At 55.1% G+C, this 13,558-nt stretch carries 17 protein-coding genes; 11 read left to right on the top strand and 6 right to left on the bottom strand.

What is annotated here, in order from left to right:
- Positions 1-98: 98 nt before the first annotated feature.
- Positions 99-785 carry a response regulator transcription factor gene (locus H5T64_00370; GenBank protein ID MBC7262793.1) on the bottom strand — a complete coding sequence of 229 codons (687 nt, stop codon included), beginning with the start codon at positions 783-785 and terminating at the stop codon, positions 99-101.
- A 238-nt stretch (positions 786-1,023) separates the two neighbouring features.
- Here H5T64_00370 and H5T64_00365 point away from each other — a divergent pair, with 238 nt between their 5' ends.
- The 3 genes from H5T64_00365 (at position 1,024) to H5T64_00355 (ending at position 3,700) form a co-directional block, all read left to right on the top strand.
- The gene (locus H5T64_00365; protein ID MBC7262792.1) at positions 1,024-1,998 is read left to right on the top strand and encodes a glycosyltransferase; all 975 of its coding nucleotides are present in this window, start codon (positions 1,024-1,026) and stop codon (positions 1,996-1,998) included.
- Between the two features lie 253 nt (positions 1,999-2,251).
- Positions 2,252-3,148 carry a glycosyltransferase family 2 protein gene (locus tag H5T64_00360; GenBank protein ID MBC7262791.1) on the top strand — a complete coding sequence of 299 codons (897 nt, stop codon included), beginning with the start codon at positions 2,252-2,254 and terminating at the stop codon, positions 3,146-3,148.
- Positions 3,149-3,169: 21 nt separating this feature from the next.
- On the top strand, positions 3,170-3,700 hold the full coding sequence (locus tag H5T64_00355) for a nitroreductase family protein (GenBank protein MBC7262790.1): 531 nt from the start codon (positions 3,170-3,172) through the stop codon (positions 3,698-3,700).
- Between the two features lie 14 nt (positions 3,701-3,714).
- On the opposite strand, the gene H5T64_00350 is transcribed toward H5T64_00355, so the two are convergent.
- From H5T64_00350 to H5T64_00340, 3 genes are all read right to left on the bottom strand, one after another.
- A complete protein-coding gene (locus H5T64_00350) occupies positions 3,715-4,095 on the bottom strand; it encodes a hypothetical protein (protein MBC7262789.1) in 381 nt (126 codons plus the stop codon).
- A gap of 90 nt (positions 4,096-4,185) precedes the next feature.
- Complete coding sequence (locus H5T64_00345; protein ID MBC7262788.1) at positions 4,186-4,527, bottom strand: hypothetical protein; 342 nt, start codon at positions 4,525-4,527, stop codon at positions 4,186-4,188.
- Positions 4,509-5,012 carry a helix-turn-helix domain containing protein gene (locus tag H5T64_00340; protein ID MBC7262787.1) on the bottom strand — a complete coding sequence of 168 codons (504 nt, stop codon included), beginning with the start codon at positions 5,010-5,012 and terminating at the stop codon, positions 4,509-4,511. Before H5T64_00340 ends, H5T64_00345 begins: the two co-directional genes overlap by 19 nt.
- Before the next feature lie 197 nt (positions 5,013-5,209).
- Here H5T64_00340 and H5T64_00335 point away from each other — a divergent pair, with 197 nt between their 5' ends.
- The 8 genes from H5T64_00335 (at position 5,210) to H5T64_00300 (ending at position 11,538) form a co-directional block, all read left to right on the top strand.
- Positions 5,210-5,722 carry an adenine phosphoribosyltransferase gene (locus H5T64_00335; GenBank protein ID MBC7262786.1) on the top strand — a complete coding sequence of 171 codons (513 nt, stop codon included), beginning with the start codon at positions 5,210-5,212 and terminating at the stop codon, positions 5,720-5,722.
- A 95-nt stretch (positions 5,723-5,817) separates the two neighbouring features.
- On the top strand, positions 5,818-6,192 hold the full coding sequence (locus tag H5T64_00330) for a TraR/DksA C4-type zinc finger protein (GenBank protein MBC7262785.1): 375 nt from the start codon (positions 5,818-5,820) through the stop codon (positions 6,190-6,192).
- A 377-nt stretch (positions 6,193-6,569) separates the two neighbouring features.
- Positions 6,570-7,142, top strand: a complete 573-nt coding sequence (locus H5T64_00325; protein MBC7262784.1) for a 2-oxoacid:acceptor oxidoreductase family protein — start codon at positions 6,570-6,572, stop codon at positions 7,140-7,142.
- A gap of 39 nt (positions 7,143-7,181) precedes the next feature.
- Entirely contained in the window at positions 7,182-7,514 is a 333-nt protein-coding gene (locus H5T64_00320) for a 4Fe-4S binding protein (GenBank protein ID MBC7262783.1), read from the top strand.
- Between the two features lie 50 nt (positions 7,515-7,564).
- A complete protein-coding gene (gene porA, locus H5T64_00315; protein ID MBC7262782.1) occupies positions 7,565-8,761 on the top strand; it encodes a pyruvate ferredoxin oxidoreductase in 1,197 nt (398 codons plus the stop codon).
- A 27-nt stretch (positions 8,762-8,788) separates the two neighbouring features.
- Complete coding sequence (locus H5T64_00310) at positions 8,789-9,724, top strand: pyruvate ferredoxin oxidoreductase (protein MBC7262781.1); 936 nt, start codon at positions 8,789-8,791, stop codon at positions 9,722-9,724.
- A gap of 73 nt (positions 9,725-9,797) precedes the next feature.
- Complete coding sequence (upp, locus tag H5T64_00305; protein MBC7262780.1) at positions 9,798-10,454, top strand: uracil phosphoribosyltransferase; 657 nt, start codon at positions 9,798-9,800, stop codon at positions 10,452-10,454.
- A 34-nt stretch (positions 10,455-10,488) separates the two neighbouring features.
- Positions 10,489-11,538: an undecaprenyl/decaprenyl-phosphate alpha-N-acetylglucosaminyl 1-phosphate transferase gene (locus H5T64_00300; protein ID MBC7262779.1), complete on the top strand. Its 1,050-nt coding sequence runs from the start codon at positions 10,489-10,491 to the stop codon at positions 11,536-11,538.
- Positions 11,539-11,574: 36 nt separating this feature from the next.
- Here the strand turns inward: H5T64_00300 and H5T64_00295 are convergent, their stop codons facing one another.
- Both H5T64_00295 and H5T64_00290 read right to left on the bottom strand, forming a co-directional pair.
- The gene (locus H5T64_00295) at positions 11,575-12,351 is read right to left on the bottom strand and encodes an alpha/beta fold hydrolase (GenBank protein MBC7262778.1); all 777 of its coding nucleotides are present in this window, start codon (positions 12,349-12,351) and stop codon (positions 11,575-11,577) included.
- 31 nt (positions 12,352-12,382) lie between these two features.
- Complete coding sequence (locus H5T64_00290) at positions 12,383-13,558, bottom strand: AAA family ATPase (protein MBC7262777.1); 1,176 nt, start codon at positions 13,556-13,558, stop codon at positions 12,383-12,385.

The following is a 13,558-nucleotide window of genomic DNA, read 5'->3' as shown; positions in this document are numbered from 1 at the left end:
ACTCCCCGCAAATGCACATTCGAAGCAGGTTCATAAATGAGCGTGCTCGGTCGAGATATTGGGTAGGATGAACGCAGAATGATGAGTATAGGGGATTATCAAGGGCGCTCGAACTTATAGCCCAGGCCCCGCACAGTCACCAGATACTTTGGATTATTGGGATCATCCTCGATTTTCATGCGCAGGCGGCGCATATAGACTGCAATCTGGTTACTGTAGCCTTCATAATCATATCCCCAGACGCTGCTCATTAACACGTCATGGCTAAGAATGCGCCCTGCATTGCGCATGAGCACGTGTAACAGGCGGAACTCAATGGGGGTCAGCTCGGCCTCGCGCCCGTTGGCCAGCATTACTTTGCTGCTCATAGGATCCAGACTGACATCGCCGACAGACAATCGGCTTTGCACTTCCTCCACAGCAAAGGCTTCACTGCGCCGCAAGACGGCTTTCACGCGTGCCAGAAGTTCTGCCGGCTCGAAGGGCTTGGCTAAATAATCGTCCGCCCCAACTTCCAGACCCGTCACTCGGTCCACTGTTTCGCCCTTCGCAGAAAGGAAGATGATAGGCACGTCGGCCTTTTCGCGGATACGACGACAAACTTCGAGGCCATCCATGTGGGGCATCATTACATCCAGGATGACCAGATCTGGCGACTCACGCCTGACAATTTCCAATGCGGCCAATCCATTATCCGCCGTCAGCACTTGATACCCTTCCTCACGTAACAGGAACCCGATCATTTTCACGCTGGGCGGGTCGTCGTCTACTACCAGTACACGCATCGGTCACCCCTTGTGCAAGGAAATGTTTACACTATAAATATACCACGCCCCAGCCTTTTCACCAAACTATTCCTCACTCCTGACCATCACCCATTTTCAATAAACTATGACGCACTTTTGAGGCGATGGTTACGCTTGCGCAGTACAGGTAAGCGCCTGATGCCTATCAAGACAAGCGGACGGTTAGTTGGCAGTAGTAATTGCGAGCGACTATAATATCAACTAGGAGGTCTGCCAGATGAGCGTCTCCGTCATTGCTACCGTGCTCAACGAGGGTTCTGCCATCCGCCGACTGCTCGATTCATTAGCCGCCCAGACCCGCCCACCGGACGAGGTGGTAATCGTGGATGGAGGCTCAACAGATGAAACGGTCATGATCCTCAACGAGTATGTGACGGAGAGACGCCTGCCATTGCGAGTATTGATTCGTCCGGGCTATAACATTTCCCAGGGCCGCAACGCCGCCATCGCCGCTGCAACAGGCCAGATTATCGCCAGCACCGATGCCGGTGTGCGCCTCAGCCCAAACTGGCTGGACGATCTCGTCGCCGCTATTGAGGGCGGTGCGGACGTAGCCAGCGGCTTTTTCCAACCTGATCCCCAAAATCTATTTGAAATAGCCATGGGCGCGACCGTTCTCCCAGCCTTGGCGGACGTTCGCCCGGAGAAGTTCCTACCATCCAGTCGCTCCGTAGCCTTTCGGCGAAGTGCTTGGGGGAGTGTAGGGGGATATCCGGAGTGGTTGGATTACTGTGAAGATCTCATCTTCGACTTCAGGCTGCGGGATGCAGGATATCGCTTCACCTTCGTGCCCACTGCGATAGCCTACTTCCGCCCACGAAGTACTCTGGGCGCGTTTGTTCGCCAGTATTACCGCTATGCCCGTGGCGATGGCAAGGCTGACCTCTGGCGTTGGAAACATGCTATCCGTTACATCACCTATCTCATCGCCCTGCCCGCCCTCCTCATCTTAAGCGCAGGAAACCCTCGATGGCTGCTGACGCTCATTTTGGGTGGATTGGGTGTGTTCTACACCCCTTACAAGCGCCTATGGCCGATGTTACGCGGACGGAGCGTCGCCGAGAAAATCGCCGCCTTGGCCCTGGTGCCCATTATCCGGGTGAGCGGGGACATAGCAAAGATGGTAGGCTATCCTGTCGGGCTATGGTGGCGCAGACAACATCGGCGAACCGCCACCCGTTCACTCCTGTGAACCCAGCCTCAGCTGGTTTGCTGCCCCGATATACCCGCACAACCTTAAAATACTAAACATAACCATTTGACTTTTCGAACATTTGTTCGTATAATGGCCGCCAAAGGGCGGCGGGGGCAGCCCCCGCCAGATCCCACTCCTTGCCCAAAATGTAGTCCTAATGCGCTTTTGACTCCCCCTTTTTCCGGGTTAAAATAAATTTACACCTATCGTCCACCATGCTATTTGTCAGAAATGGATCCCAGTTCGTCTGATGAGCAAAGATCTCTCCATAATCATTGTCAACTATAACACCCGCGATCTCCTGCGCGATTGTTTGAACTCCATTTTCGCCAGCCGGGGCGATTTTACCTATGAGGTTATCGTCGTGGACAACTGCTCCACCGACGGCAGCGCCGAGATGGTCATCACCGAGTTCCCCCTGGTCAAGACCATTCGCAGTGATATCAATGGTGGGTACGCCTACGCAAATAATCTGGGCCTGCGGGAGGCGACGGGTCGCTATCAGATGCTCCTGAACCCTGACACGATCGTGCCTCCAACGGCTCTCCACGACCTCATCACCTATATGGATGCACACCCAGAAGCAGGAGTAGTAGGTCCAAAACTCGTTCGCCCTGATGGCAGCCTAGACCTGGCCTGTCGGCGCAGTTTTCCCACCCCAGAAGTGGCTTTCTGGCGACTGACGGGCTTGAGCCGCCTTTTTCCTAAGAGCCGGAGGTTCAACCGCTATAACCTCGGATACCTCGACCCAGATGAGCCCGCAGAAGTGGACTCTGTAGTTGGCGCCTGTATGATGATACGCCGCGAGGCTTTAGCGGGGGTGGGGCTCATGGATGAGGATTTCTACGCCTTCGGCGAGGACCTGGACTTATGTTACCGCATCAAGAAGGACCAGGGTTGGAAGGTACTCTACTACCCAGCGGTAGTCGTTACCCATTACAAGGGTGAGTCCATGAAGCAGCGTAGCACGGAGATGATCTACCACTTCTACCGCTCGATGTGGGTCTTTCACCGCAAGCATTATGCCAAGAACACGTGTTTTGTGCTCAACTGGCTCATAGCATTAGGCATCGCCGGCCTGGCGGCGGTCAAGTTGTTTCTTAATGCACTCAAGCCACCCAGTGCGCGCCGCGTGGGATCGGCGTAGAGTCAAGAGAGGAACGTCCAAATGAAGAGTTTTTGGGAAGTCCTGAATGAGCGGCGTAGCGTGCGTGATTACCTGCCGGACACAGATGTACCCCCGGAGACCATCACCAAACTACTGAGCGCTGCCATCCGCGCCCCATCGGCGGGGAACCGTCAATCCTGGCATTTCATTGTGGTGCGGGAAAAGCGGATAAAGGAGGCCTTGGCCCATGCCGCCTTGGGCCAAAGTTTCGTGGCCAGAGCACCTGTGGTAATCGTCGTCTGCGCAGACCCAGCGCGATCCGCGGCTCGATATGGTCGGCGTGGGGCAGAACTCTATTGCCTGCAGGAAACTGCTGCCGCGACAGAACACATCTTGCTTGCCGCTGTTGCCGAAGGATTGGGAGCCTGTTGGGTTGGTGCATTTGATGAGGCGGCAGCCGCAAAAGCACTGCAACTGCCGTCCCATCTACGTCCCGTGGCCATCATACCCATCGGGCACCCCACAACTCGTGAACGGGGCCCGGGTCGACGTCCGTTAGCGGAAGTCGTCAGTTATATAGGCGAAAGGTAGTCCTAGCGAGGACGCTACTCTTGTCTTGCCTTCTTTTCGGCGCGTTTCCTCTCCGCCTCATCTACCGCCCTGCTGATAGCGCTGTTCAGTTCTTGCAGTGCCGAGGCGAGACCGCTGGCAATGTCTGAGACGAACTCATCGAGGCGAGTGGATTCTACTTGCTTCTCCACTTTCCGGCGAAACTCCCCTTCAGTGACCTCTTTTAACAGGGCATCCACTTGGACTTTCAGTTCTCTAAGCCCGTCGGTGAGATCCTCCTGAAATCTCTTCGCCTCCTCACTTTCGGCAACGGCGCGGAGGGCCCGTCCCAAGTTCTGCCCCAATATCCGCATCTCTGTTGTGAGATCCGGCTGCTGCGGAGCACTCTCCTGGTCTGATCTCTCGTTCTCTACCATAAGGATTTCCACCTCCTGGATTGTATTAGGGATCCACTCGCGGGAATTACACAACTCGTCTGCACAGCCGCGAGCAACGATCACACACATTCATTTACCCAATACGTCATTACAACGAGTGTAATAGGCCAATAGATCGTTACCACCTTCAGGGTCACAGGCGAGAAGCAGGTCAGTGCTAATCCGGTCCAACAGCAGGGGTGGGAAGAGAGCAATTTGATCAACTCCATTGTAACCTAAGCTGCGCAGGACTTGCAAAGGGGTCCTCTTCTCCATCCCCGTTCCGAGGTGAGGCCGCAGCACATTGTAAAAATAGACCCACCTGGCACTTAAGGCTATAAAATCCTCCTCGGTGTTTACTTGAAGCAGGTAAGGTCGGTAGAACTCTTCGTCATCGGCGCGGTGGCTGCGCTCTACTCGGCCATTGTACACTGCTTCCGACCTTTGGGGTAACGACGTAGGGCGCCCTGTAGAGGGCGCAGGAAGCGGGTCTCCAAGGCAGCGATTTGGCTGGGGTTATCGCCCCCGAATTCATCACCCCAGTCGGTCTGAAAGGTAACCTGGGTGGTGATGCCATGTGTTCGGAGCCAGGGGGAGATGGAGATCCCGCACCGCTGCAGGTAGAGGGCCAGGCGTTCTCGACCGTAATGGGTAGCTTGGCGGGCCTTCAGCACCAATTGTTCCACTTGCGAAGGGGTTTGGCGCGGAGAATGGTGAGGGCGCCGGGATTTGTTCTGGAGGCCTTTCTCTCCTCCCTGCTGGAAACGGCGGAGCCATTTGCGCACCACCTGGCGGGAGGTGTGCCAACGGCGAGCCGTCTCGCTGAGACTGCCCGTTTCTTGAAAGGTCTGGATGAGATGTTTTCTTGCCTCGATCTGGTTCATAAGGTATACTTCCCGGTAGGCCAAATCGGCCATAGCTGGTGCTCCTCCTGGTGGATGGTTTTCCACAACAATTCTACCGGAGAAGCGCCAGCTTTTCCCAAAATGGCGCTCATTACCTGGTAACGATCTCTTGGCGCAGTACGAGTGGCGCTTGTCAAAAGGAACTTTTTACGCTACAATCCCCGCCGTGCAAAAGGCCGCTATCTAGTTAATGGAGGGAGAGTTTGACCATGGACCTCGCCAAAATGATCCGCGATGTGCCTGACTTCCCAGTAAAAGGCATCTTGTTCAAAGACATCACGACACTGTGCAAGGATCCAGACGCTTTCCAGGAAGCCATTGACAGCCTGGTAGACCGCTACTTAGATCAGGACATTGACATCGTTGTGGCCATCGAGGCCCGAGGATTCATCTTTGGTGCACCACTGGCGTATGAACTGGGCGCAGGCTTCGTGCCGGTACGCAAGCCGAACAAACTCCCGGCCGAGACTATCAGCGCTGAATACAGTCTGGAATATGGCACCAATGTTCTGGAAATGCATACCGACGCGATCAAACCAGGGCAGAAGGTGCTGGTTGTAGATGATCTTCTTGCCACGGGGGGTTCGGCGAAGGCCACAGTGCAATTGGTGGAGCGACTGGGTGGTAAGGTGGTGGGTATCGCCTTCCTGATCGAACTTGCCTTCCTCAAGGGACGCGAATTGCTTAAGGGTTATGATGTCTTCTCGTTGATCACTTGTTAGTCATCGTTGGTCCGCTCGTTTTTGGTGATAGTCTGGCTGGCCAAGACCCTGCGACAGCCACGAACCTTCTAACTCAACTGCGGAGTTGAACAGTTATGGCCACAGGTACTACAGAATCAGAAGATGAAGTGACCAGACTTCAGCACGAACGTGAGCGCACGTTGGCAGAGATGCAAAGGTTGCGCGTCTATCTTCAGTATGAGATGGATCAGGCCGTCAGTGAGGATGACGTGGATGCCGCATCTGAAATGTACGAACGACAGAAGAACCTGGCATTGCTGCAGACACTGGAGGCCAAACTAGAGTCCATCGAACAGGCACTCCGAGTCGCCCAAAGAGGGACCTATGGCATCTGTCAGGCGTGCGGTAAGAAGATAGACCCAGCGCGTTTGGAGATCATGCCTCATGCTACCTTATGTGTCTCCTGTCAGGCCAAGCAGGAGAGAAAAGGGGGCCGTCGGCCGTCGTGAATTGACGTACCCAGCGAGGCGGTTGCGTAGTAGTGTTTTTGGCCGGCTAGGACTCGCTCCGCAAAGCGTTGCGTACTTCTTTCCTGCTGGACTGTTTTGCCCAAAGTCATTGTTTGGGCCAGGTGACAAATGAAAGTCCGCTGTCAAAAAGGAGGGGTGCTTTGACATAGGTGGCCGCACGGGGTAAAATGTTGGCCACAAGCGGGTATGTCTTTAAGGGAGGAATCCATCACAGTCCCGGTAATCGTGGCTTTTTCGATGTCTCAAGAACGTAAGCGGGATAGCCCTTTCCACTGGGTTAGGTTCCCTTGGTGGTTACCTAACTTTCTTTTTGGGCCCTGAGAGAACGCAAGTACTACTAAGGAGGTCACTCGAGGATGAGCAAAATCATGGAGATACGCTGGCACGGCCGCGCCGGACAAGGTGTGGTCACTGCGGGCGAGTTGCTGGCAGAAGCCGCATTGGAGGAAGGTAAATACTTCCAGGCCTTCCCCGACTACGGCCCAGAGCGCATGGGTGCGCCGGTCAAATCATACACGCGCATCAGCGACGAACCCATTGAGATCCACCACCAAATCCTGAATCCCGAGATGGTCATTGTGGTGAATCCCAACCTGTTGGGCGTGGTGGACGTGACCGAAGGATTGGCTCCCGATGGCACGATCCTAATCAATACGTCTGAAGGTCCAACCGCTATGCGCAAACGGTTGAACCTCAAAGGTCAGAAAGTATACACTTTGGATGCTACGCGCATCGCACTGGAGACCTTGGGCCGCGATATCCCTAGCACACTGATGCTGGGTGCAGTGGCCAAAGTCACAGGGATGATTAGTCTTGACAGCCTTATTCGCCTGACCAGAGAAAAACTGGGGGAAAAACTGCGCCCCGAGGTAGTGGAGGCTAACATTCAGGCGATCAAGCGCGCTTACGACGAGGTTGTGCAAGGCTAATCTATCCGCTCGAGATATCACGAAGGGAGATGCTCATCAATGCCAAAACTAGATGCCACATGGAAAGAAGCAAACATTGCTGGACTAGTGTTCGAGCCTGGCAGCTCAGTAGAATATAAGACTGGCGCCTGGCGCACTATGCGTCCTGTCCATGATGCCAGCAAGTGCACCAATTGCATGATTTGCTGGGTGTACTGTCCCGACGGAGCGATCATAGTCCAGGATGGAAAGTGGGTTGCTTTTGATTATGACCACTGTAAGGGCTGTGGCATTTGCGCTGTAGAGTGCCCAGTGAAAGTGGAAGCCCATACCGTTACCGGACAGCCGGGCAAAGTCATCCAGATGGTCGAAGAGACCAAGTTTGAGGGGTAGAAAGTTCGCCCCGCCGAGACCACGTTTTATTTGTCTGAGGAGGAAACGAAATGGTTAAATCAAGGAGCATGGCTCTGGATGGCGCGAACGCCGTTTCTAATGCCATGCGACAAATCAACCCAGACGTAGTCGCTGCCTATCCAATCACCCCACAAACAGCCATTGTGCAGAATTTTTCCCAGTATGTGGCCGACGGCATCGTGGATACTGAATTCGTGCCTGTTGAGAGCGAGCACGCGGCTATGAGTGCGTGCATTGGCGCTGCGGCGGCGGGCGCGCGCGTGATGACGGCCACGTCGGCCAATGGCTTGGCGCTGATGTGGGAGGTGGTATATATTGCCTCATCGCTACGGTTGCCCATCGTGATGTCCGTGGTGAACCGTGCTTTATCCGCGCCCCTCAACATCCACTGCGACCATAGCGATTCGATGGGTGCGCGCGACGCGGGTTGGATCCAGATCTTTGCCGAAAACGCTCAAGAGGCCTATGACAACACAATTCAGGCCGTACGCATCGCGGAACATCCGGACTTGCTTACGCCGGTCATGTCTATGCAAGATGGCTTTATCACCGGTCACGGCGTGGAGCGAGTAGAACTCCTGGACGACGCCGAGGTAAGGGAGTTTGTGGGAGAGTACAAACCCATGTATTCGCTCTTAGATGTGGATAAGCCCACAACCTTCGGCTCCTGGGATTTCTACGACTACTATTTCGAACACAAACGCCAACAAGTTGACGCTCTGAGCCATGCTTTGCCGATCATCGAACAAGTAGGGGAAGAATTTGGCCAGAGGTTCGGGCGCCGCTACGGCATCTTTGACGATTACAAGATGGATGACGCAGAGATGGCCATCGTGGTGCTTAGTTCCACGGCGGGCACAGCGCGCACTGTGGTCCGAGAGTTACGCAAGAACGGTATCAAGATCGGGTTACTGAAGCCTCGCGTGTTCCGACCCTTCCCTTATAAAGAATTCGCCGAAGCACTTCAGGACGTGCAGGCGGTGGGCGTGATGGACCGTTCCACAACATTTGGTTGCATCGAGGGTGCAGGGCCACTGTTCTTAGAGTTATGTGCGGCATTGTTCGTGGCTCGCAATCACGATACTCGTATGGTGAACTACATCTTCGGGTTGGGCGGCCGCGATGCTACACCAGACCAAATTGAGAAAGTAGCCTCGGATTTGCAACACATTGTCGCCACTGGTGAGACGGACCCAGTGGTCCGCTACGTGGGGTTGCGTGAGTAGGGATTGCCTGAGAGGAGGATTGCGAACATGGTAGTTTCATTGAAGTTAAAAGAGATGGCTGGCCAGGTAGAGAAGTTGGCCCCCGGACATCGTCTGTGCGCAGGCTGCGGCGAGGGTATCGTCCTACGTCAATTGCTCGCGGCGATAGATGATCCGGTAGTCCTCGGCTGTGCCACTGGCTGCTTAGAGATAGCTACTTCTATCTACCCGTTCTCGTCCTGGCGCGTGCCTTGGATTCATAACGCCTTCGAGAACGTATCCACTACTATCGCCGGGGCTGAAGCCGCGTACCGCTCACTGGTGCGCCAGGGTAAGATAGAAGATCGCGGAATCAAGTTTATCGCCATCGGCGGCGATGGGGCAACGTACGACATCGGCTTACAGTGGATTTCAGGTGCCTTCGAGCGCGGGCACAAATTCCTCTACGTGTGCCTTAACAACGAGGCCTACATGAATACGGGCATCCAGAGATCGGGGGCAACGCCCCTTGGTGCAAGCACAACTACATCACCGGCCGGCGAGGTCATCCCTGGCAAAATACAATGGCGCAAGCCCATCACCAAGATCATGGCTGCCCACGATATTCCTTACGTAGCACAAGTATCACCAAGCCACTGGCGCGATCTGATGCAGAAAACACAGAAAGCCCTGGCTGCCGACGGGCCTTCGTTCATCAATGCCTTCACGTCCTGCAACCGCGGCTGGCGACACGATACGGACCAAACCATTGAGATCTCGCGATTGGCCGTGGACACCTGCTACTGGCCGCTTTACGAAGTTGAGAAAGGCGTCTGGCGGCTCACCTATAAACCCAAGGAGAAGAAGCCTGCCGAGGAGTTTCTGAAGGCACAGGGCCGATTCCGCCACCTCTTTCAGCCTAAGTTTCGCCACATCATTGAGGAATTCCAAGCCAAGGTGGATGAGGAATGGGAGTGGCTTCTCCAACAATGTGGGGAGAAGTGATGCCAAGGGGCTTCAGGCTTTCTGAAGCCCCTTTTTGGTGTGTTTATAGTAGCAAGGGGGGAGGAAGGCCACGGTGAAACCGAGAGTTCATATCTCACAGCATCCTCTGGTGAAACACAAGTTAACCCTGCTCCGCGATGTGAACACCGAGCCCAAGAAGTTCCGCCAGTTGGTGAAGGAGATCGCGATCCTATTAGCATATGAAGCCACCGCCGATTTAGCAGTAGAGGAAACCGTTGTCATTACCCCGTTAGCCCAGGCGAAAGGCTTTAAGTTAAAAGAGAGGATCGGGCTCATTCCTATCTTGCGGGCGGGGTTAGGGATGGTAGATGGCGTTTGGGAGATGATGCCCGCCGCTGAGGTATGGCATATTGGCCTGTATCGGGACGAGCGTACGCTGCGGCCGGTGCAATACTATAATAAGCTCCCAGTCGCGCCAACGGTGCAACTGTGCCTCATCCTGGACCCTATGTTAGCAACGGGCGGGTCGGCTGTGGCCACAGTGGACATCCTGAAACAGTGGGGGGCGCAGCGCATCAAAATGGTAGCCATCATCGCGGCACCCGAAGGTATTGAGCGCCTGACCAGCGCCCATCCCGACGTGGATATTCACGTGGCCGCTATAGATGATCACTTGACACCTGAGCCGAAGTCCCCTGGTGACCCACCTGCGGGTTATATCGTCCCTGGGCTGGGCGATGCAGGCGATAGGCAATTCGGCACCGGATGAGAGGGACTCTGATTTCAGTGCCAAGAGGTAAGGAATGGCTTTTTTTCTCGTCTTCGCTCTTTCATTCGCACTCGCGTTTACCCTAGCACCACTGACTGGCCGTCTGGGCTCTCGGCTGGGCATTGTGGATATGCCGGGTGGCCGGCGTCGGCACGCGGGTGCTGTTTCACGGTTGGGGGGCATCGCCCTTTTCGTGGCCTTTGTGATTGGCGTACTTTTCTCGCGTTTCTTGCCGCCCGCCCTCAGTTTGCCCATGCCAGAGGGGCCTAACCCAAAGGAGCCGCTGCATGTCTTCGGCATCTTGTTGGGTTCGACTTTCCTATTCGTCGTTGGTCTATGGGATGACCGACACGAATTGGGGGCACCCACCCAACTCATTTTCCAGATAATTGCTGCGCTCATTGCCATTGGCACGGAGGTTTTCATCGAGCGCGTCACGAGCCCCTTTTCCAACCAACTCGTCGTATTCCCCTGGTTTATAACGGCGGCTTTCACTATTTTCTGGATCGTGGGCATGGTCAACACCTTCAACTTCTTAGATGGACTAGATGGGTTAGCAGCGGGAGTGGCGGCCATTACTGCCACTGTCTTGGCCGTCCACATGATCCGTGAGGGACAATACACGGTTTCACTATTGCCACTCGCATTACTGGGGGCGACTTTGGGCTTCCTGCCGTATAACTTTCACCCAGCCAAGGTTTTCATGGGTAGTTCGGGCTCCTTCTTCTTGGGCTACGCAGTAGCCACTCTCTCCATAGTCGGCGGCGCGCGCATGGCAACTATCTTGCTCGTCTTAGGCGTCCCGATTATGGACGTGGCGTGGCTAATCGTAGATCGTCTCCGGCGCGGTCGCTCCCCTGGCCTGGGCGATCGGGCTCACCTCCATTTCCGGCTGCTGGATATAGGCATCTCTCACCGCGTTATTGTGCTGATTTACTGGGCCTTTTGCGCCTTCTTTGGTGCCCTCGCTCTGCTCATCTCCTCACGCATCTACAAACTGATCGCTCTCATTTTACTGGGCGCACTGACTCTCGCGGTATTGGTTTTAGTCAGCCGATATGGAGGCGAAGAGGATCCAGTATAAGGTGATTTGCGAATTACCGAGGTAACCCCCAAGGGGCTACAAGGCGGTGCTGATCCGCCCGCCGGCCCGGGCCATCATCCATTCGGCGGCCTTACGCCAGACGAATTCTCGATCGGCCCCCACGGTTAAGAAGTGACCGGAGTGTTCTAAAAATACGAGTTCCTTGTCGCTGGAGGCGATTGCCTCATAAGTCAGGGCCCCGGCATCGGGCCCGAGTATTTGGTCGTACTGCCCCTGGAAGATCAGTGTGGGAACAACAACGCGGCTCAGAAAAGGCATCACCTCTTTCTGCAACCGATAGACTTGAAAAATGGCGCGGATAGGTGCCTTATCATAACGCCAGATATTGAGGCACATTTTACTCTCCCCAATACTGTCATCTCTCTCAAGGGGCACGCACCCGCCCCGAGCATAATGTCTGAGAAGCGTCAATCCGGATCGCAGATTCCCTTCGGCAATAGCCGGAGCCATAAGGATAAGCCCACGTACTGGATGGTAAGCAGCCAGACGCAGTGCGAGTAACGCGCCCATAGAGAAACCGGCTACAAAGACGAGATGGCACTTGTTTCGTAGTTCATAGAAGGCTTCCTCTGCCGCTGCCCACCAGTCCCGCCAATGAATGTTGGACAGATTGTTGGGCTCTGTACCGTGACCCGGCAGGAGCGGTCCGCTCACGGTGAATCCTTTCTCTGCCAAGTACTCTCCCATTGATCGCATCTCTGCCGGCGAACCCATAAACTCGTGGAGAAGCAGACACCCCACAGGGCCGCTGGTAAAGTAGAAGGCATCTGGCTGTATGCTCTGTTCGGTCATGAGTTTTCCTTTCCGGGAGAAATCTGTGCCACTAGGCGATGATGCGCCGGATTTCTTCTGCCTCATAATCCCGGGGCTCCAACAAGCGCCTGTAACTGCGGATTATCACCTCATCGGGCACAGCAAACTCCCGCATTCGATTGCGTTCTAACGCCACGCACAGGGGCACATCAAAATGTATGATGATCACAGTTGCATGATGGCCTCGTGCAGCGCGGAGCACGTTTCTCCGCTGAGCCAAGGTGTGGCTTTGTGCATCCCAGATGACTGTCTCGTTTCGTGCCAACGCCTCGTGAAGCCGGTACGAGCAGGCACGAAAGACTTCTGGGTTTAGGCTTTGGTCGCTGCGGCTACCCAGGAGGAGTTCCCGCTGATCGTCCATTGAGATCCGTCGCACACCTGGGAGAGATTGTTGTACCCAGGTTGTCTTGCCACTGCCTGGCACCCCCACAGTTAGATACAAGGTGCCATGTGGCCGCCTGACGATGGCAGAAACCCAAGCACGGGCCTGGGCAGGGTTATCGAACAAGCCGCGCAGTTGCCTCTCCAACACTTCGTGGCGCAGCCGGAGCCGTTCATCTGGTTCATGGACACCCAGAGCATCCAGATCCTCCTCGCTAAGCCAAATTTGCGGCCGCTGACCAAAGACACCGGCCTCCTCGCAAGTGCGCCGGAAAGCCTCCAGTGGGTGCGTTGATCTGATTCTAGAACGTTCGCCATCCGCCTCTATATCCGCGCGGGCGAGTAGATAGAGCGCCTGTGTGTTCAGCATAGCGGATAGTTGTAAATAGCGAAGCACATTATAATGCCGGACTCCATAGAGCCAGGGGATGTGTTGATGGCGTACTAGGTAAACCACGTCATCGCGCACGGAAGGTTTGATGCCTAGCCTGAAGCAGACTTCCCGTGCTCGTTCCACGGTGACACCTATGGAGTCGGACAGTTGATCTCCACTTTGCCCGACTGCGTGCAGTAATGCCGCTAAATAAAGTGCCTGCGCCGTCGCCGTATCCAGTGTTCCTGCGTTAGCGCGCACTGCTTCCATCACCTGCTGTGTGTGGTCTAACAGCCCTGGGATGGAGAAAAGCCCCTCCGTCTCTGGATAGCGTGTACGGAGGAGCGACTCATAGGTGCAGAGATCCAGCGGCTTGAGGGACAAAAGCCGTTCCTTGAAATCCGTTTCCAGCGAGAGGACGTCGGCCGTCAT

It is taken from the genome of Chloroflexota bacterium, assembly GCA_014360825.1.
Lineage (GTDB): Bacteria > Chloroflexota > Anaerolineae > UBA2200 > JACIWT01 > JACIWT01.
The sequence above is the reverse complement of the archived record's forward strand: the minus strand, read 5'-3'. Positions and strand labels throughout refer to the sequence as shown.